The following is an 18,523-nucleotide window of genomic DNA, read 5'->3' on the forward strand; positions in this document are numbered from 1 at the left end:
GGCGGCGCGTGGCCCCGGCCGGCCGGGGCCACCGGCCGACCGGGCACGCTCGCGGATCGGTCAGGAAGCGGCGTGCTCGTCGCCGTGCGCGGCCTCGGCGCCCGCTCCAGCGTCGTCCCGCACGGTCGGGAGCGCCCCGACAACCGCCGCCGCGGCCACCGGGATCCGGGTGCTACGCGGCGCGGCCGCCGCGCCGGCGAGCCGGACGGTCAGCACACCGCGGTCGTAACGCGCGCTGATCGCCGTCGCGTCCACGTTCTCCGGCAGCGCGAACTCCCGACGGAACGAGCCGTGCCAGCGCTCCCGGTGGACCCGACCGTTCACGGTCTCCTCCTCCTCGGAGGAACGCTCACCGCGGACGACCAGCGCCCCGCGGTCGATCTCCACCATCACGTCCTTCTCGACGTCGACGCCCGGCAGCTCCAGGTTGATCAGAACATCGTCACCGTCAACCAGGACGTCGGCCGACGGCACGACGTTCTGCGGCCGGGCGACGACGCCCTGCGGCCGGGGCACGGCGCGCAGCGGACGGACAGCACGGTCCCGCGAGCCCCAGGAGCGCCGGACGATCTCGTTGAACTCACGGTCCATGCGCTCGAACGCGGCAAACGGGTCCCACAGGTAGGTGCTCATTGTCGTGTGACTCCCCTCCGGGCGGGACCTCTGGTGAAGCCTCGCGTTGTCAGGCCCTCCGGCCCGCCCTGACACGTTCCTGAGTCTAGGTGGCTCAACCTTACGAACGCAAGTGCGCTCAGGAACCTGCATACCGATGGTGACGGAAACCATCCCATCATTCGCTCTGTCCTGTCGAACGTTGGTCCTCCGACCGGAATCCCCGATCCGGGCGCAAACTTCGGGACCGCACCCGACCGGCACACCCACCCCCGCCCGCGCGCTGCGTCTGCGCGCCTGCGACAGCGCCGGTGTCACGGGAGCCCCGGCTTCCGTGACGCCGGAGCGGGCACACCGCGGTCAACGGCGTTACGGCGCGGACGAGCGGCAAACCTCACGGCACGGTGAGAAAAGCCACGTAGGGCCATCCGGCCGATCGCGGCGGGCACCGCCGCCGGGTACGCGAACGGCCCCAGAACCCGTCATACGCTGGGGTTCTGGGGCCGTCGACACCGTCTGGACGGGCTCCCGCCGGAGAAGTGGGCGCCGCCCCGAAGGTGCTAGCGCGGATCCGTCGCGTAGTTCACCGTGACGTCGGTGAAGCCGAGCGCGCCGAGCAGGCCACGCAACATGGCCGTCGTGTTCGTCTTCGCGAGCTCGATCACCTGACCGTCCGTCTGAGCCGCCTCACCGATCTTCGCCGAGGCGACCTTGTAGAGCTCCGAGTCGTTGCTCTGACCGCCGAAGAGGCCACCGACCCGGTCGAGCGCACCCCGCTGGCGGGCCACCACATAGCTCTTGTCGAGATCGAGGTGTGGCTCCGACAGTGTGGGCGCGGGCAGGCTGATGGTCACGGCCCGCCGGTCCGCGGAGACGACGACGGCGTCCTCACCGAGCGCGCCGAAGTCGACGACGGCGTCGACACTGCCGACTCCGACGAACAGGGTGCGTTCACCGCGCAGCGCCGACGGGATCCAGCGGCTGTCGTCCTCGAGGTCGACCACGACCTCCAGGTGGGCGCTCCCGGCGTGGTACTCGCTGAGGTCCTCGAGCGACCGCAGCACCGCCGGTGAGCTGCGGTCGATGGTGCGCTCCGCGAACGGGTTGGGGATCGAGGGCCGCCAGCCGGTGACAGCGGCGGCTCCCGCCAGCACGAGCACGGCCAGCACGACGTAGGCGATCAGACGTACGGGGCTGAACCGGAACCGCGGCCGCCGTGGACCACGCAGGCGCCGCGTGGCTCCAGGTTCCTCCCGCGAGCCGGAACCACCCTCGTCGGGGGCGGCTGTTCCCTGCAGGAGGGAACCGGACTCATCAGTCATGGTGGGACATGTACCCGGCGAAGATCTCGTAACGCCTCAACACCACGATCGCTCAACCGACAGTGCGAAATGACCGTTATGCCCCACCTAGGTCCCCGTGACGCGAAGGCGGAGACGGCGGCGGAGGTTTGCGGTGCACCAGACCGTCCAGCCGCCGTCCCCGGCCGGCTCAGCGGGTGGTGCGGGCGATGACGATCGCTGTGCGGTCATCGCTCGGACGTCCCGGAGCATGCCTGCGCACGACCTCGAAGACGTCGTCCAACAGCTCGGCCGGGCCGCGGTCCGCGAGCCGCACCAACTCGGCGACCAGCCTGTCCAGACCGAACTGGTGGTTCGCGCCGTCGCGGGCCTCCACCAGGCCGTCGGTGTAGACGAACAGGACGTCGCCGGGTTCCAGCCACAGGGTCTCGGTGCGCCAGGCGCCGCCCGAGGCGACCAGGCTCGACATCATGGGGCCGGTCGCACCAAGGCGGGTCACCTCGGCGCGGCTGCGGAGCTCCGGAAGGCGCTCCGTACCCATGCCCACACCGTCACCATCGGCCACCCCGCCTGCCGCGGGCGCCTTGGTGCCGGTCCCGACGGCCTGGGTGACCGGCGACAGGCCGCTCTTCTCTACGTCTTCGCCTGCCACTCTCACGGCGCCGCCGGCCGCGGGTACGGGTGCGGGTGCGGGTCTCTGATCGCCTCCGGTCGACCCGGTCTCGTTCCCGGGCCGCCGCTCCCCCGGCCGCGCGATGGGCCCCGACTCGAGCCCGGTCGCCGCTGTCCTCGGACCATCCGGGACTCTCGTCCGCCGCAGCAGCAGCGCGTCCGGATGGCCCGCGTTCGCGATCCGGACCTCCCCGGTCGCGGGGTCCACCACCGCGACGATCGCGGTGGCGAACATCTCGTCGGTCTCCCCGAGGCTGTTCACGACCCATTCGATCGCCGGGCCGGGATCGGCGCCCCGGGCGAGCGCGGCGTCGAGCAGCTGCTTGAGACGCAACGCGAAGACACCGGCTACCGCACCATGGCCGGAGACGTCGCCGACGACGATCCCGAGCCGGCCGTCGGCGAGCTCGAAGGAGTCGTACCAGTCACCGGCGAGCTCGCCACGGGCGGGATCGACCCGCCCCCGCAGCAGCAGCCCGGGCGCGTGCAGAACAGACGGGGTGAGCGCGTCCCGCAGCGCGATCACCGCCGGGCCCTCCTGCGCCAGTGCCTCCCACGAACGCTCGTTCTGCCGCACCAGCTGGACGAGCTGCGCGCGCATGGCGTCGATGTTGCCCGCGAGTTCCACGATCTCCGACGGCCCGACCTCCGGGATCCGCGTGTCGTAGCGGCCGGCGGCGACGGCGTTCACCGCCCGGCGCAGCGCGTCGATGGGCCGCAGCAGCCACCTGCGCAGCACATTGAGCACGGTGAGGACGACGCCGAGAATGACGATCGCGGCGGTCCCCAGGGAGCTGAGAAGCAGTACGGCGGAGCTCTCCACCCGCCCGGACGCCGCCGTCTGCTCGGTGTCGATCGCCGTACCGAGGTTCGCCACGCTGGTCTGCAGCTCGCTGAACCGCACCCGGCCGCTGACCGTCTCGATCTCCCGAGCGCGCTGGAGGTCGCCCGCCTTCGTGGCGGCGACCTCGGGCTCGGCGACCTCGCTGCGCCAGGCCTGGTAGGCCGACTCGACGGCGACGGTTCCCTCTATCAGGTCCGGAAAGTCCGCGAGCAGCAGCTGCAGGCGGTTCATCTGGCGGGGGATGGTGAGGTCGGCCCGGGTGTAACGCTCGAGCAGGGACTCCTGCCCGGTGATCACGTACCCGCGGACCGCGCTCTCCTGGGCGACGAAGTCAGCGAGCAGAAGAGCGGTGGTCGTCGCCGCGGGGTCGAGGCGCTCCCCCCGCTCGGCCGCGGCGTCGCTGGCGCGCAGCGCGGCGAAGACCGCGAGTGAGAGCATGACGACGACGGCGACCGTGGAGATCACGACGAGCACACGGATACCGCTCCGCAGACTCGCCGACCCAGCCACTCGTCTCCTTCCGGTCGCGCGCCCGCGCCTCACGGCGTTCGGTGGACGACCCATCGCCCCACGAACGAGGACCGTCACCCCGCAACCGCCGACAGGCGATCACGACGTATGCTCCTGGCGGGCACTGGGCGTCCAACGGACACGTGGCCCTCCCTGGGCATTGTCGTCCAGGTGCGATGGCGCCCATTCAGGGGCTGGGTGCGCGGCCCTCAGTCCGGCGGCGAGCTCAGTCCGGTGGCGAGCTCAGTCCGGCGGCGAGGCGGAAGCGGCCGGCGGCTGGGCGCGCGTGGCCGATGGCTGCGTGGCGGTGACCGATGGTCGCGTCGCAGCGGCCGGCGGTCGGGTGGCCGCTGCTGGTTGCCGGGCGAAAGTGGCCGACACCGGCTGTGGGGCGGCATCCCGGTGTTCTGACCACGGCCGTACCCGCGGAGGACGTGGACCGCTGCGGTAGGTGTGGAGCCGGAAACCCCATCCGATGAGGACGGCCAGCGCCGCACCGAGAACGGGCCCACCAAGCTCCCGCCGGATCGGATGCGCGGTAAGCCCACCGTCCCCCAGCAACGCCCGCCCCACCGCGGCCCCCACCAGCGCCCCGAGAATCCCGAGGACGGCCACGGTCCGCAGAGCAAGCGGCCGGGAGCCCGGGAGAACCGCGCGAGCCGCGACGGAGACCGGTAGCCCCACCGCGATCGAGGTCAACACGAACCAGAGCATCGACCGCCCCCCACCGACAAGAACTCCACTACGGAGCGTGACCCATCGTGGGCCGAGGTCGCGCTGAGATACCCGGCGACGCTGCCCGAAAACCAGCCGCCGCGCAGCCGCCCGATGATGCACCGCCGATCCGGTGGTGCCGTCACGCGCCGACACCATGCCTGGCCGCCGGCAAACAATGCGCTGACGAAAAGTCACCGGAACCGATCCGTCGAAACCGATCGCCAAACCTGTTTTCCCAGGGTTTGACCGCCCGCTTCCCGCGACTATGTCCGGGTTCGCGCGGGAAATGACGTGACGCAGGTCAAACCCGTCACACGCTCAACAGGACACCGCCTGGAACGTTCGGCTACCGTGCGTTCGTTCGACGATTCGAGAAAGGAAAGCAGCGCCCCACGTATTCGGTGGAAGGCGCCTTCGCGTTCCACCTTCCATCGGCCCGCAGTGCGGGCGCACCCCCACGCCCCGCCCGGGCACCTCGCGCATCGCGCGACGGCGTTACAAGCCCCCGGCGGCAGGCGCCATCCGACATCCACTTCCAGCCGCGCCAAGGAGGTCAGTCCGACGATGCCGACCACCTCACCCGCAACGCCATGACGCGAGACATGCCCGCGGAGCCGGTGTTGTACCGGCCCGTCACGCCTGGTCCGACGCCGGGCACCATCACGCCCGATGCGCCTGCCACACCCGGGGCGTCCGCAGCACGGAGGGTGCCTGCCGCACCCGGCATGCCTGCCGCACCGCGGATACCTGCCGGGATGCCTGCCGCGCCCGGCGTGCCTGCCGTGCCCGGCGTGCCTGCCGTGCCCGGGGTATCCAGTGCGTCCGACACTCGCGTCATGCCCGCCGACGCGGCGGTGTGGACCCGCGGCCTGACCAAGGAGTACGGGCCGCGGCGGGTCGTCGACCACCTCGACCTGTTCGTCCCGGCCGGCGCCCTGTCCGGATTCGTCGGGCCGAACGGCGCCGGCAAGTCGACGACGCTGCGCATGCTTCTGGGGCTGGTCCGCCCGAGCGCGGGCGAGGCCTTCGTCCTCGGCGAGCCGGTGACCTCGCCCGAGGGCTACCTCGACCGCACCGGCGCGATGATCGAGGGCCCGACGTTCCACCCTGGCCTGTCCGGCCGGCGCAACCTCGAGCAGCTCGCGCTGCTGCGCGGTGTCGGGCGCGGCAGCGGCCTCGGGCATCGGCGACGCGCCCGGCGCGAGCGGATCGACGAGGTGCTCGTACAGGTCGGGCTCGCCGGCCGGGCTGACGACCGCTTCGGCACCTACTCGCTGGGCATGAAACAGCGGCTCGGTATCGCCGCGGCCCTTCTCCCCCGCCCGAAGCTGTTGATTCTGGACGAACCGACAAACGGGCTGGACCCCGCCGGAATCCGGGAGATCCGCACCCTGCTGCGGGATCTCGCCGGCACCGGAATGACCATCTTCGTCTCGAGCCACCTGCTTTCCGAGGTCGAGCAGATCTGCGACCACCTGGTGATGATCCGCAGTGGTCGCATGCTCTTCCAGGGGCATGTCGCCGATCTGCTGGCAGCCGAGGACCCGCGCATCCTCATGGTGCCCGAACGTGACGATGACGCCGAGCGCCTCGCCGCGGTCCTGGGCTCCGCCGGTCTGCGCACCGAGATCGAGATGGCCGGCGAGGCCCGCTCCCTGCCGACGTTGGTCGAACGACATCCGGTGGTGGTGGCGCACGCGCCCGACGGTCTGGCCGCGGGCATCAACCGGCTGGCCATGCGCGCCGGGATCACGCTGCGCTCGATCCGGACGCATCGCCCGAACCTTGAGGAGACGTTCCTGCGGGCCACCGGCGACGTAGACGGAGATCTCACCATGCGAGGAGGCGCCACGTGATCAGTTCCTTTCGATCGGAATGGGTACCGCTGCTGCGTCCGCGCTTCCTGTTCGGCACGGTGAGCGCGGTGGCCGCCGTCGCCGCGCTGGGTGCGATGCTGACGATCTTCTCCGCGGGCAGCACCGACTTCGACGGCGATCCGGTGACGGTCGCGATGCTGGCCGCGCCGTCGGGGATCAGCGAGGGCCTGGAGGCGGTGACCATCCTGCTGGGGGTCGTCGCACTGTCGGTGACCGCTGCGACGCTCGCCGGCGAGTACTCCCGCGGCACGCTGCGCAACCAGCTCGTCGCACAGCCCCACCGGCTGCGCCTGCTCGCCGGCAAGGTGTTGGCGCTTGCCGTCTTCGTGGTGGGGGTGGTCCTCGCGGCGGCCGTCGTCGCGGTGGCGCTCTCGTTCGCGCTGGCGCCGGTGAAGGGCATCCCGACCGATCAGTGGGCGTCCCTGTCCGGTCTGGCCGCGCTGGGGAAGAGCCTGGTCAACGTGTCGCTCGGGTCGCTGGGGTATGCCGTCGTCGGTGCGCTGGCCGCGGTGGTGCTGCGCTCACCGGCCGCCGCGATCGCGGTCGGACTGGCCTACGCGCTGCCGGTGGAGATGCTGGTGTCACGGATCTACAGCCCGGCCGCGGGCTGGCTCCCGATGCACCTGATGGAGATCTTCTCCGTCGGCGGCACCGGCTACGCGACGCCCTACCTGCAGGCCGGCGTTCGGGTCGGCGTCTTCTGCGCGGTGGCCGCGCTGCTCACGGCCCTGATGTTCCGCCGCCGCGACGTCACCGCCTAGTCCCGTCGGAAGCCCGAGGGCCTGGCGCCTGGCACCGGCCTGACCTGGCCTGGGACCCGGATCGGCGCTGGCGGCCGGACCGGCCTGGGGTCCTGACGGCGGCGGCGTGCCCGCGGTTCAGCCTTCGAGCAGGAAGTCCAGGTTCAGGCCCAGCAGCCACTGGTCGAGCTTGAACGGCGGATAGGGCCAGCGGATGCCGTCGAGAACCATCTGGTTCACCGGCAGCCACAGCGTCCGCCGCTGTGCGTCGACCGCTCCGCGCCGCAGCCCGACGTAGCGGGTTGACGGGCCACGCAGCCGGTCGAGCCCCACATCGACGGGGTCGAGCGTGCGGAACGTCATGCGGCTTCCGCTGCCGGCGGGACGTACCGCCGTCACCAAACCGTCCAGCCCACCCAGCAGGACGGCTCCGGTGACCGGATCGATCGTCAGGCTGCGCACCAGGCCGCCGCGGTCGGTGCCGGAAACGAGGAAGTCGGCCGGATTGTCGCGGCCCCAGCTGTCCACCGGCCAGTTGCCGGTGGCCGGGGTCCGGCTGACCAGGCCGCGCTCCCGGCCGATCCTGGGGTAGACGGCGAGCTTGTCCGCGCGCAGCCCGTCGGCCTTCGTGCGGGCCACGTAGAGGGTGCCGTCCGCGCCGAACGCGGCGGTCTCCATCCGGGATCCGTCCTGCACGGCCCGCACGGCCGTGCTGCGGGGCGTGATCCGTCCGGTGGAGGCCTGGTAGGAGAACTCCTGGATCGGGAAGGGCTGCGTGCGGTGGTTCGTGTCCCGCACATCGCAGATCAGGACGAACCGCTCGTCATCGGGCTCACTGGTCGGATCGGCGGCGACCTCGCGCGGGTTGATCACCAGCTCCACCCCGAGCGGCCGGACCTGCGGGTACTGCCAGAACGCCCGGACCCTGCCGTCCAGGTCGAGCACCAGCAGCGCGCCGTTGTCGGTGCCGCCCTTCCCGGTGCCCAGGTACTGGGCGACCACCAGGTGGCCGCTGCGAGGCAGCCGGGCGATGGATGTCATCCCGCGCGCCGAGCGCGGCTGCCCGTTCGCTCCGGCGGGGAAGGCGGTGGCCGCGACCCAGGGCTCCGTGCTGCCCGCCAGCGCGTCGCCGGTGCGGGACAGATCGGGCTCGTAGCCCCAGGCCCCGTCCGCGCCGCCGCGGCGCAGCTGCCCGAACGCGGGTAGCTGGCCGTAGGTGCGGACATCCCAGAAGTAGTAGGGCATCAGTGAGACGAAGACGGCGCGCTCGCCCTGCTCGCCCGCCGGGGCGGGCACGACGACGACGTCCGAGACGTCACCGCCGCCGATACCGGAGAACAACGGGTCGGCGTGTGGCTCGGTCTGCCGCCCGGTGGATGACGGGATGACCATCCGCGTGAAGCGGCGCGTTCCCGGTTCGAACAGGCCCAGCTCCATGCCGGTGCCGGTGAGCTTCGACTGGTCATCGGTGAACGGAGTGGTGCTGATCAGGACCGTCCCGTCGGCGGCCACCGCCGACATGAAGGCCGCCTGGCCCGGCCCGAAGCCCCAACCGGGAATCTCGACCACGCCGATCCGGGACGAGGCGTCCAGCCCGCCGAAACTTCCCGGCGCCCCGAAGATCGTCAACATGCCCGGGGGAAGCTTCGACGCCGAGGTCGGCTCGGGCGTTGATCCGTCCGCGCCCGTGGGCAGATCCGGATCAGCCGGCCACCACTGCCCGCCGTCGGAACCGCCTCCGGTGAGCCGCCACGCGGCCGCTCCACCCGCGGCGAGCGCACCGAGCCCGGCCGCTCCCGTGAGCAGACCGCGCCGTGTGAGGGAGCGACTGCCAGACCCGTCAGAACCGGCGGGCTCGCCCGGCCCGGCCGGACCGTCCGAGGCTCCCGGCCCGCCATCCGCGCCTGAGCTGTCGGGCGCTCCGGAACCGCCAGGCCCGCCGGCATGACCGCGCGGCTCTGGCCGGCGGCCGCCGGAGCCCGCCGGGCGGCCGGTCTGATCCGGCGGCGGCCCACCCCAGGTCCGCGGTGGGCGATGGGACGCCGAACCCTGGTGAGCCCACGGCCGGGCGGGCGGGTGGGACGGACCGCCCGGGCCCAGGATCTTCGTCGCGTCCGGGTCGATGTTCGCGGGGTCGGGCATCAGACCTGGCCCGTCACGGGCAGCTGGGCGCGGTCGGGCCCACGACTGGTCAAGGCCACATGCACTCCGTTCGGACGGCCCTCCACGGCAGCGCCGGGCCGCCATTCGGATCCGGCCGCGACCAGCAGGGAAGGTCGGTGCGAGGGTCGATCAGATCTGACTCTGGTACCGCGTGCCCAGTTACGCCGCGGATATTAATGAACAGGAAGGTCCGTCAGTAGACGTGCGGCATCGGAGCCGCGCAAGAGCCAGCGTTGGACCCGGTACGTCGCCTGCAGGCGCACCGCCAGCACGGACGTGGCAGGGCGCACGATGACTGCGCGGGGAGGCATCGGGGTACCGGGGCCGGTGAGCTGCGAACTTCAACTACGCGAACCAGCTTTCGCGTCGTTGGAATCCTCCGCGTTCACTCACGCGGAGGATGACGTCAACAGGCACCGGCGGACCGTACCTCCCCAGCCCCGGGATCAGGCTGAATCCGACCCGATCCCGGGCCGAGCGAACGCTCCACCGCCGTGCCTGACAACCGGACCGGCGACACCCGACGGGATACGGATGCGGCCGCGGCGCGGGCATCGGCGCGGTGCACGAGGTGCACCAGCACGCCCGCCGCGAAGGCCGTGACGGCCTGACAGCCGAGCATCGCCAACGCGGTGCGCCTCGCGTCACCGTCCGCCACCCCGATCGCTCCCGCGGTGACGCCGGCGCAGACCCAGAGAACCAGGACCACCCGCCGCTGCGCGGACCCCAGCAGGTAGGTGGCGAACATCAGAGTCAGCGCGAGGAAGGTCATGCCGAGCGCGAGGATCGACAGCGAGGAGGCGCCCCCGGTGAGGTCCTCGCCGAACACGAGCGACAGCAGGGGCTTCGCCGCGACCGCGCCGATGGCGGCGAGCGCGAGGCCTGGTGCCACGACGAGCCCGCACGCCACGGTGAGCGCGGCGGTGGCGCCGCGGCCCTCGGCCCGGCGCCGGGCCGCCTCGGGCAGGAGGAAGTTCGCCACCGCGAGGCCGATGAACACTGGCACCTTGCAGGCGGTGGCGATCGCCGCGTAGGCGCCGGCGCCGTCGTGGTCCAGCCAGCCGACGATGACGACGTCCATGTTCTGCAGCAGGGCCAGCGGTACCAGCGCACCGAGCGCCACCCAGGTGCTGGCCAGCAGCCCCGGCCGCCGGAGGATCTGAGCCTCCGGGATCGCGAGCGGGCCGGTGGCGGCGAGCGACGCCGACCGGGCGGCCCGCTGCGAGGCCGCCACCACGGCCCGTGGCACCTTCGCCAGGCCCTTGCGGGCATGGTCGGTGCCCAGCGCGACGCCCAGCACCAGCCCGAGCCCGGCCCCGTTCACCCCGAGGCCGGCGACGACGAACACGACGACCAGACCGACCCGGGCCGCTGCCTCGGCAACGAAGTTGCCCGCGAGGCGGCGGTAGGCACCCCGCGCCTGGAGCACCCCGCGCTCCACGCACAGAAGCGTCCACACCGCGGCCCCGATGACGGCCTCGGCGACGGCCAACGGATGCGCGTAGGACAACAGCAGGGCCGCCGGCCGGCAGATCAGCAGAGCCACCACCGTGGCGACGAAGACACCGAACAGGCACTGGCGGCGCAGGTCACGGATCCAGCCCCACTGATCGCGCCGGCTGTCACCGTAGGCGGCCGTCTCCTTCTGCACGACCGCGATGAGAAGCGCGTTGCCGACCACCGAGAGCACCATGAAGATGCTCACCTGGACGACCACCGCACCATAGGCTGCCGGGTCGAGAACCCGCGCGAGCACCAGGTTCATCAGCAGGTTGATGCCGTTGGCGAACGCACCGGCGACCGCGAGGGCCGCGGGGCCGGCAATCAACCCGGCGATGGTCGCCCGAGCACGCGTCACCATGGGTCGCTCCCTGGTCCCGGTCGGCGTCGGCCGCCCGGCTCCCCTGCACCGGACGTGAGGCGGATCACTGGTCATGATGACAGGAAATGCCGCAATAGTACGGCCCTGACGCCACCAACGGTATAAAGCGGCACCTGGAAGCGGTATCAGCAGCCGGGCGGGAGGCGACCGCCGCGAACGTCGCCGGCCCGACCAGGGGGCCCGACCACCCGGTGCCGCCGCCACGGATGCGGCGCGCTGTGAGTAACTTCTCGGCCGAGGACGTACCGGACGCACCGGGCGTCCGGTACGTGCGGGCGTGCGGGCAGGGCGCGCCGGACAGGACGACGGGAGCGATCTGGTGACGACAGCTGCACCGCGGCCCACCCAGGCACTGGCAGGCCGGCACCTGGTCTTCCTCAACTGGCGGGACAGCGTGCACCCGCAGGCCGGCGGGGCCGAGCTGTTCTGCCACTCGATCGCCGAGCGGTTCGCCGCGGCCGGTGTCCGCGTCACCCTGCTCACGTCCCGCCCGCCGGGTGCCGCGGCGCACAGCATGGTCGACGGCGTCGCCGTGCGCCGAGGCGGTGGCACCTTCGGGGTGTACCCGTCGGTCCTGGCGCGGCTGGCGCGGATGGCCCACTCCGACGATGGCGTCGACGCCGTCGTCGACTGCCAGAACGGGATCCCCTTCTTCAGCCCCCTGGTGCTCCCCGCCCGCATCCCGGTGGTGCAGGTCCTGCACCACGTCCACCAGAAGCAGTTCCCGCTGTACTTTCCGGGCCCGGTCGCCCGGGTCGGACAGCTCCTGGAGGCCCCGGGCAGCCGGTGGGTCTACCGGCGCCGGCCGGTGGCCGTGGTCTCTCCGTCCACCCGGGACGAGGCCCGCGGCGTGCTGGCCCTGCCCGGCGCCCGGTTCCTCGTCCCCAACGGCGTCACCGTGCCGGGCGGCGTCACCGGCGCTGACGGCGCTGACGGCGCTGACGGCGCTGACGGCGTGACCCGTGCTGACGGCGTCACCGGCGCTGACAGTCTGACCGGACCCGAGCACGCGGATGATCTCGCCCGGCGGGCGGCCGGGCCGACCATCGTGTGCGTCGGGCGGCTCGTCCCGCACAAGCGCCTGCACCTGCTGATCGAGGCTCTCCCCGCGCTGCTGCGCACCCACCCGGACCTGTCCGTGCACATCGTCGGCGACGGGCCGGACCGCGCCCGCCTCGCCGACCTCGCGGCCCGACTGATGATCACTCAGGGCGACGGCGCCTCGGACGCGACCCTGCGCTGGCACGGATTCGCCCCCGCCGAGGTGCGCGACGCCGTGCTCGCCTCCGCCTGGCTGACGGTGAACCCGTCCCACGGCGAGGGCTGGGGCCTGTCGGTGCTGGAGGCGAACGGACTGGGCGTGCCCGCCGTCGCCTTCCGGGTCCCGGGGCTGCGCGACTCCGTCCGCGACGGGGTCACCGGCTGGCTGGTGGACGAACCGGCGCGGCTCGGCGAAACCATCTCGGCCGCGCTGACCCGTCTCGCCGACCCCGCGCAGGCGAGGACCGTGCGCGCCGCGGCCCGCGCCTGGGCGGACGGCTTCAGCTGGGACACCAGCGCCGACCTGCTGGCCGGGATCATCGCCTCCGAGCTCGACCGCCTCGGCAACGCCAGGTCGGCGGCGCCCGCCGGGCCGGGCGAGCCGCCCACCAGGACCCGCGGCCGGCGGCTCACCGGCGGGCCGCGCCCAGCCCACCGGGCGCCGGGCATCGGGCACCGGCCCGCCCGCGACCGGCGGCGCCCCGACGACCAGCTGACCCTGGTCGAGTTCGACCTGGCAGCCAGCGCCGACCTGCCCGTGCTGCGACGGACCGACCTGCTGTTCGAGCTGACCCCGCGGAGCGAGCCCGGCAGCGACACCGCAACCGGCACAGCGACCGAAACGGCAACCGACGACGGGCGGACGCGACGTTTCGCCGCGCTCTTCTACGGTGCCGACAACACCGGCGCCCGGACGGCGCTGGCCCGCCGCGGGCTGCGCCCGGCCAGCCGCCCGCGCCCGGCCACCGGCGAGGATCTCCTGGTCGCGGCCGCGCACCCCTACACACGCGACTGACCGCGGACCCGGTCGAGGTGGCCACGCCGGAGGTCAGAAGCACGCTGGAGCGCAACGAGTGCGTGCGGCGCTACACCGCGTCCATGCCCAACGACGCGTTCACCCGACTGGTCGACAGGGTCGCCGGGAACGCCAGGTCAGGTGCCTCCTGGGCGGAGGGGCTGCTCTACCACTGGCTGGACGCGGAACGCTCCGACACCAAGCGGACCGTGCTGCTCCAGGAAATGGTCCGCAGCTCCTTCCTCGGCTGCCCGTTCGAATGCCTCACCCGGCTGGCCGCCGTCCGTGAGACCAACGTGAGCTCCCGCTCCGCCGAGCTGCTCGTCATGGCCGGCCCGGCCGGAGAACAGGCACTCATCCGCGCCCTTCCGGGGATTCGCGGTGCACCAGCGCCGCGGCGCACGCATTGTCGCCTGATCTCAGAGCACCGAAACCCACCGTTTCGGTCTCGGATGAGACACCTGCCGGCCGGGTGGAAAGCACCCGGCGGAGGGTGCTTTGTCCTACTCTTGGCCGGTGGACCTGTGGTCGGTTGACTCCACCGCCTCGCCGGAAGATCAGAAGTGGCTGGTCGGCCTGGCGACCGTCAACCTGGTCTTCGGGCCGGCCGTCACCGGCCTCGTCCGGCGCCGCTACGGCGACGCTGTGGCGGAGAAGTACCAAACCGTGGCCAGGCGGCTCCTGTTCCTGATGTACCTCGCCTGGATCACCTTGTTCTGGGGCGCCCTGTTCGGGGCCGCCTTCGTCGCCCTCGGGCTCGTCACCGAGGCGTGGATACGCCTGCGGGGCCGTCGACAGAACCACCAGGCGCAGCGGGCGGCGTCATCCTCTTCCTCTTCGGCCGACCTGCCACCCGAAGGTCCCCCGAGGGCTGTGGGGCAACTTGACCCACAGCAGCGATAGCGAGTCACCCGCGCATGCGGTGCAGTCAGCTCCGACGTGAACCCGCGCCGATCGCCTGGCGCTTCCGTCAGTGGGGAGGTCGGCATGAAAGAGCCGGATCGCGACGATGTTGATCGCCGCGCCATTTCCGCCTGCTCCCGACCGCAGCCTTCGGTCGAACGATGAGGCCCCGCGAAAGAGAGAAGCTGCCAGCGTTGGGCCGGAAGCTGGGCACTGCCGCGGACCGGGTCCTGATGATCGTGGCGACAGTGATCTTTGTCGCTCTCGAGCCGTTCGGCGCGATCATCGAGGGCATCGCAATGGCAGCGGTGGCGATATCGGAGAGGAAGCCGGCCGCCACCGTCGGCGACGAACCGGTCGCAGGTCCAGAAGGCATCAGTGGTGCATCAATATCAATAAAAAGGCCGGCGGAGCCGCTCGACAATTCGTAAGAAGTTAGGGTTTCGGTTACCGCAGAGCCTGCTGCAGAATCCTGAGATTCGGTGGATCCTCGCCACCAGCATGGGCTTGGCGGAACCGCGCCAACGAAATGCGAACACGACCCGCACAGCCATCCATCGAGGGCCCCGCGTCGCCACACAGCACGAGCATTTCACCTCAAGCACGACAAAATGGGCAGAGATTCACCTGGCAACCCGCAAGAAGTAAGGATTTTGGTCGTTGGAACGACCAAAATCGTTCATTCTTGCGACTCGCCAAACAAGGCTACCGGGCGCCGTCCAGAAAGGCGCGGACGAGCGCCGCGGGCATCGGGTCACCCAGGGGCAGGTGCCGGACCAGGAGCCGGAAGTAGAGCGGGCCGAACAGCTGGTCCAGGGCGATCTGGATGTCGAGGTCGGGCCGTAGCTCGCCGCGGTCGACCGCGCCCTGGATCAGGATGGTGCCGGCATCCCGGCGGGGCTTGATCCACAGCGCGCGCAGCTGGTCCGCGAGCACCGCGTCGGTCTGGGCCGCACCGATCAGCTCGGCCATGATCGCACCGGCGCGGCCACGGAAGGCGTCCACCATCAGGGTGATCTGCGCGGTCAGGTCGCGGGCGAGATCACCGGAGTCGAACATGCCCATCTCTGGCCGGTAGCGGTGGAAGTAGGCGTCCACCGCCACGGCACCCCGGCTGGGCCACCACTTGTAGATCGTTACCTTGCTGACCCCGGCGCGGGCCGCGATCGCCTCCATCGTCGCCGCAGCGAGGCCGCCCTCGATCAGCAGATCCGCGGCGGCGTCGAGAATCGCCAGCCGGGCCCGTTCACTGCGCGGCCGGCCGGGCCCAGACCGACCAGGCCCAGACCGCCCCGCCCCGGTCTGGTCCAACCCGGGACGGCCCGACCCGGGACCGACGGGTACCACCGGGTCACCCTGAGGCGCAGGTGTACCGCGCGCTGAGGCTGACCCGTCGCCCGCCGGGCGGGCGACGGACAGATCGTCGGTCACATCCGCAGCCTATTTCATGTACGCGGCGTTCAGCTATAAGCTTTCATGAACACAGCGTTCACTATCAAAGGTTGATCATGGTCGAGTCGACCGCGTCCTTCCACGAGGTCCGCGCGGACCCCCAGCGCCTACGCGTCGTGGCACTGTTCCTGGCCATGGCCTGCGGGCTGACCGTCGCGAACATCTACTACTCGCAGCCGATCCTCGCCGAACTGGCTGGCGCGTTCGATGCCAGCCAGGGCACCACCGCACTCATCGTGACGATCACCCAGATCGGCTACGCGCTGGGTCTGCTGCTGATCGTCCCGCTCGGCGACCTGCTGGCGAACCGGCGCCTCGCCGTCTGCCTGGTCAGTGGCACCGCGGTCGCACTGGTGGCGGCGGCCGCGGCCCCGTCGCTGCCCGTCTTCATGGCGGCGGCGCTGGTGATCGGGTCGACGTCCACGGTCGCGCAGGTGCTGGTGCCGTTCGCGGCCCATCTGGCCCCTGCGGGCCGGGAAGGCAGGGTCGTCGGTCAGGTCATGAGCGGGCTGCTGCTCGGGATCCTGCTGGCCCGGACCACCTCAAGCCTGATCGCCGCCGCACTGTCCTGGCGGTGGGTCTACGGAATCTCCGCGGCGCTGATGGTGGCGGTGGCCGTCACCGCGCTACGGGTGCTGCCGGAGCGCCGGCCCGCGCCCGGCCCGCGGTACCCGGCGCTCATCGCCTCACTGGTCGAGCTGGTGCGCCACGAGCCCGTCCTGCGCCGGCGGGCCTTCTACCAGACGCTGATGTTCGGCGCGTTCAGCGCCTTCTGGACGTCCATCGCCTACGACCTGCACGAGCGCCACGGCTTGGGCCAGGTCGCGATCGGTGTTTTCGCCCTCGTCGGGGCCGGCGGCGCGGCCGCGGCACCGATCGCGGGGCGGCTGGGCGACCTCGGCCGGACCCGGCTGGGAACCGGCGCCGGCCTGCTGCTCGCCGCCGGCGCGATGCTGCTCGCCCTGGTCGCCGAGAGCTCGGTGATCGCGCTGGCCGCGGCCGGCCTCCTGCTCGACTTCGGCGTGCAGGCGACGCAGGTCCTCGGGCAGCGCGAGATCTACACGACCCGGCCCGAGTCCCGCGCCCGGATGAACGCGGTGTACCTGGCCACGATGTTCGCGGGCGGGGCGATCGGCTCCGCGCTGTCCGGTGCGATCTACGACACGCACGGCTGGTCCGGAGTGGCGATCTTCGCCGGGATTCTGCCGCTTATCGGGTTCGCCCACTGGCTTCGTACGCCCACCGGCCGCGTGGCAACGATCGCAGCGTAGACGGAGCGCCGCCGGGAGGCGAAGATGATCCGCCGGGCGTTCACCGGTGACGACGGAGCCGGAGCGATCAGGCCGCACACCCTGCGGCGACGGCGGACTCCTCAGTAGTGGATGACCGGCTCGCGGCCCAGCAGCTCGTCGTAGCCGTGGGGAAGCTGCCCGGCGACGTCCTCGAACTCGTTGGGGCTGATCGACGTCTTCAGCGCCGCGACCACGGCACGGGCATGCTGGCGGGCATGCGCCTTGTCGCAACCGCCGCCTTCCCGCTCGGCGACGCGGCGGTAGAACTCGTCGAGCCCGAAGCGCTCGCCACGGCCGGATGGCGGCAACGCCGCGGCGAACGCGGGCGGTAGCTGGGAGGCGAGATCCTTGGTCTCGCCGCCGGACAGCCGCTCGCCGAGCACCCCCAGCGTGGCCCGGATGGCGGTCTCGGCGTGCTCGACGCTGTCCATCCGGCCGGTCTCACGGACCGTCGAGACGAGTTCATCGCGCTTCATCAGCTTCGCCCCTCTTCGTGCGCTCTTCGCCGCTTCGCCGCTTCCCGCCCGCCCGCTCCCCTGGTCGCCCCGCGAACCGACCATGGGAGGCAGACCGGCGGACCGTGGGCGACATCGCCCACGTCGACAGCTTGCCCACTACGGGAAGAATCACGCGGAACGCTTAACGTGACCGCAGATGATCAGAGGAGAAGATCCGTCGAGGGTCGGAGATCCCTCCCCGCGGTAACTCCCGTTTCAGTCGTCGGACCGCCCCCGCGCGTATCGGAAGAGGATGTTGTTGACGAATTTCGCTCCCGACCCGTCGATCACGGCCCGCAGATAACCGTGTTCCGCCTGCCCGCTCATCGCCTTCTGATGCCCGAGCAGATCGAACTCCGCGAGCGGAATCCAACGGCCGTTCACCAGCACCAGGCCCTTGTAGCCGAGGTCGTGGAGGTACTCGAGGGTGGGGGCGGCGGGAGATCGAGCTTCTTCGATCTCGACGAGCAGGTTCGGGCGCCATTTCCGGATGATGCCCTCGGCGCCGCGCAGCGCGGCGAGCTCATGACCCTCGACGTCGATCTTGACAAGCCCGACGTCGTCGAGCTCGAGGCTGTCGAGGCGGAAGGTCTCGACAGTGATGGAACGCCCGCCCGGGAGGGGACCGAGGGACGCCCGCCCCTCGGTGCCACGCCCTCCCTCAGGCAGGGACAGCTTTGCCGTACCTGCCTCGTCGGAGGCCGCCTTGGCGATCACGGTGACATTGGGGGAGGCCACGCGGGCGATGAACGCCGCGAGTTCCGGGTTGGGTTCGACGGTCACCACGGTCTGCGCGATGCGTGAGAGCCAGAAGGTCCACGGGCCGTACCATCCACCGACGTCCACCACCGTCTGACCCGGCGCGACCAGGGACCGGACCTGGCCGAGTACCGGCTCGAACCTGCGGTGAGCCAATGCGATGGCGTCTCCGAAGGCGCGATCGGGAATCAACCCGGCGACGACGCTCGCGACATTCATCTGAGTCGTACCTCTCTGTCATGCCGC

At 71.6% G+C, this 18,523-nt stretch carries 16 protein-coding genes; 7 read left to right on the forward strand and 9 right to left on the reverse strand.

From position 1 onward, the window contains the following. Positions 1–60: 60 nt before the first annotated feature. From AWX74_RS02175 to AWX74_RS40605, 4 genes are all read right to left on the reverse strand, one after another. Positions 61–633: an Hsp20/alpha crystallin family protein gene (locus AWX74_RS02175; protein ID WP_054566896.1), complete on the reverse strand. Its 573-nt coding sequence runs from the start codon at positions 631–633 to the stop codon at positions 61–63. A gap of 539 nt (positions 634–1,172) precedes the next feature. Continuing rightward, a complete protein-coding gene (locus AWX74_RS02180; RefSeq protein ID WP_091270938.1) occupies positions 1,173–1,934 on the reverse strand; it encodes a DUF4230 domain-containing protein in 762 nt (253 codons plus the stop codon). 169 nt (positions 1,935–2,103) lie between these two features. Continuing rightward, positions 2,104–3,939 (reverse strand): PP2C family protein-serine/threonine phosphatase, encoded by a 1,836-nt coding sequence (locus AWX74_RS02185; RefSeq protein ID WP_091270941.1) that lies wholly within the window; start codon positions 3,937–3,939, stop codon positions 2,104–2,106. A gap of 243 nt (positions 3,940–4,182) precedes the next feature. Continuing rightward, complete coding sequence (locus AWX74_RS40605) at positions 4,183–4,653, reverse strand: GlsB/YeaQ/YmgE family stress response membrane protein (protein WP_193209883.1); 471 nt, start codon at positions 4,651–4,653, stop codon at positions 4,183–4,185. Positions 4,654–5,411: 758 nt separating this feature from the next. Here AWX74_RS40605 and AWX74_RS02200 point away from each other — a divergent pair. Both AWX74_RS02200 and AWX74_RS02205 read left to right on the forward strand, forming a co-directional pair. Continuing rightward, the gene (locus AWX74_RS02200) at positions 5,412–6,512 is read left to right on the forward strand and encodes an ATP-binding cassette domain-containing protein (RefSeq protein WP_242666029.1); all 1,101 of its coding nucleotides are present in this window, start codon (positions 5,412–5,414) and stop codon (positions 6,510–6,512) included. After that, positions 6,509–7,294, forward strand: a complete 786-nt coding sequence (locus tag AWX74_RS02205) for an ABC transporter permease subunit (protein WP_091270947.1) — start codon at positions 6,509–6,511, stop codon at positions 7,292–7,294. The genes AWX74_RS02200 and AWX74_RS02205 overlap by 4 nt, the downstream gene beginning before the upstream one ends. 117 nt (positions 7,295–7,411) lie before the next feature. On the opposite strand, the gene AWX74_RS02210 is transcribed toward AWX74_RS02205, so the two are convergent. Together AWX74_RS02210 and AWX74_RS02215 are read right to left on the reverse strand one after the other, a co-directional pair. Next, positions 7,412–9,415, reverse strand: a complete 2,004-nt coding sequence (locus AWX74_RS02210) for a hypothetical protein (protein ID WP_091270949.1) — start codon at positions 9,413–9,415, stop codon at positions 7,412–7,414. A gap of 427 nt (positions 9,416–9,842) precedes the next feature. After that, positions 9,843–11,297, reverse strand: coding sequence for a lipopolysaccharide biosynthesis protein (locus AWX74_RS02215; protein WP_091270951.1), 1,455 nt, complete (start codon positions 11,295–11,297; stop codon positions 9,843–9,845). A gap of 340 nt (positions 11,298–11,637) precedes the next feature. Between AWX74_RS02215 and AWX74_RS02220 the strand changes: the two genes are divergently transcribed. From AWX74_RS02220 to AWX74_RS02235, 4 genes are all read left to right on the forward strand, one after another. Continuing rightward, entirely contained in the window at positions 11,638–13,374 is a 1,737-nt protein-coding gene (locus AWX74_RS02220; RefSeq protein ID WP_091271158.1) for a glycosyltransferase family 4 protein, read from the forward strand. A 17-nt stretch (positions 13,375–13,391) separates the two neighbouring features. Next, positions 13,392–13,910, forward strand: coding sequence for a hypothetical protein (locus AWX74_RS40610; protein WP_091270953.1), 519 nt, complete (start codon positions 13,392–13,394; stop codon positions 13,908–13,910). After that, positions 13,873–14,277 (forward strand): hypothetical protein, encoded by a 405-nt coding sequence (locus AWX74_RS02230; RefSeq protein WP_165615427.1) that lies wholly within the window; start codon positions 13,873–13,875, stop codon positions 14,275–14,277. The genes AWX74_RS40610 and AWX74_RS02230 overlap by 38 nt, the downstream gene beginning before the upstream one ends. Positions 14,278–14,438: 161 nt before the next feature. Then, complete coding sequence (locus AWX74_RS02235; protein WP_131799385.1) at positions 14,439–14,708, forward strand: hypothetical protein; 270 nt, start codon at positions 14,439–14,441, stop codon at positions 14,706–14,708. A 274-nt stretch (positions 14,709–14,982) separates the two neighbouring features. Here AWX74_RS02235 and AWX74_RS02240 read toward each other — a convergent pair whose 3' ends face one another. After that, positions 14,983–15,624: a TetR/AcrR family transcriptional regulator gene (locus AWX74_RS02240; RefSeq protein WP_193209882.1), complete on the reverse strand. Its 642-nt coding sequence runs from the start codon at positions 15,622–15,624 to the stop codon at positions 14,983–14,985. A 161-nt stretch (positions 15,625–15,785) separates the two neighbouring features. Between AWX74_RS02240 and AWX74_RS02245 the strand changes: the two genes are divergently transcribed. Continuing rightward, entirely contained in the window at positions 15,786–17,000 is a 1,215-nt protein-coding gene (locus AWX74_RS02245; protein ID WP_091270961.1) for an MFS transporter, read from the forward strand. A gap of 101 nt (positions 17,001–17,101) precedes the next feature. Here AWX74_RS02245 and AWX74_RS02250 read toward each other — a convergent pair whose 3' ends face one another. After that, positions 17,102–17,497 (reverse strand): DUF2267 domain-containing protein, encoded by a 396-nt coding sequence (locus tag AWX74_RS02250; protein WP_091270963.1) that lies wholly within the window; start codon positions 17,495–17,497, stop codon positions 17,102–17,104. A gap of 237 nt (positions 17,498–17,734) precedes the next feature. Further along, the gene (locus AWX74_RS02255) at positions 17,735–18,496 is read right to left on the reverse strand and encodes an FkbM family methyltransferase (RefSeq protein WP_091270967.1); all 762 of its coding nucleotides are present in this window, start codon (positions 18,494–18,496) and stop codon (positions 17,735–17,737) included. Positions 18,497–18,523 lie beyond the last annotated feature (27 nt).

This window comes from Parafrankia irregularis, assembly GCF_001536285.1.
GTDB classification, from domain to species: Bacteria; Actinomycetota; Actinomycetes; order Frankiales; family Frankiaceae; genus Parafrankia; species Parafrankia irregularis.

What these genes read in the sequence shown, in the direction of transcription:
- AWX74_RS02175 (WP_054566896.1), bottom strand. Translation starts at nt 633, where the DNA reads ATGAGCACCTACCTGTGGGACCCGTTTGCCGCGTTCGAGCGCATGGAC.
- AWX74_RS02200 (WP_242666029.1), top strand. Translation starts at nt 5,412, where the DNA reads ATGCCTGCCGCGCCCGGCGTGCCTGCCGTGCCCGGCGTGCCTGCCGTG.
- AWX74_RS40605 (WP_193209883.1), bottom strand. Translation starts at nt 4,653, where the DNA reads ATGCTCTGGTTCGTGTTGACCTCGATCGCGGTGGGGCTACCGGTCTCC.
- AWX74_RS02180 (WP_091270938.1), bottom strand. Translation starts at nt 1,934, where the DNA reads ATGACTGATGAGTCCGGTTCCCTCCTGCAGGGAACAGCCGCCCCCGAC.
- AWX74_RS02255 (WP_091270967.1), bottom strand. Translation starts at nt 18,496, where the DNA reads ATGAATGTCGCGAGCGTCGTCGCCGGGTTGATTCCCGATCGCGCCTTC.
- AWX74_RS02250 (WP_091270963.1), bottom strand. Translation starts at nt 17,497, where the DNA reads ATGAAGCGCGATGAACTCGTCTCGACGGTCCGTGAGACCGGCCGGATG.
- AWX74_RS02245 (WP_091270961.1), top strand. Translation starts at nt 15,786, where the DNA reads ATGGTCGAGTCGACCGCGTCCTTCCACGAGGTCCGCGCGGACCCCCAG.
- AWX74_RS02235 (WP_131799385.1), top strand. Translation starts at nt 14,439, where the DNA reads ATGAGGCCCCGCGAAAGAGAGAAGCTGCCAGCGTTGGGCCGGAAGCTG.
- AWX74_RS02210 (WP_091270949.1), bottom strand. Translation starts at nt 9,415, where the DNA reads ATGCCCGACCCCGCGAACATCGACCCGGACGCGACGAAGATCCTGGGC.
- AWX74_RS02215 (WP_091270951.1), bottom strand. Translation starts at nt 11,297, where the DNA reads ATGGTGACGCGTGCTCGGGCGACCATCGCCGGGTTGATTGCCGGCCCC.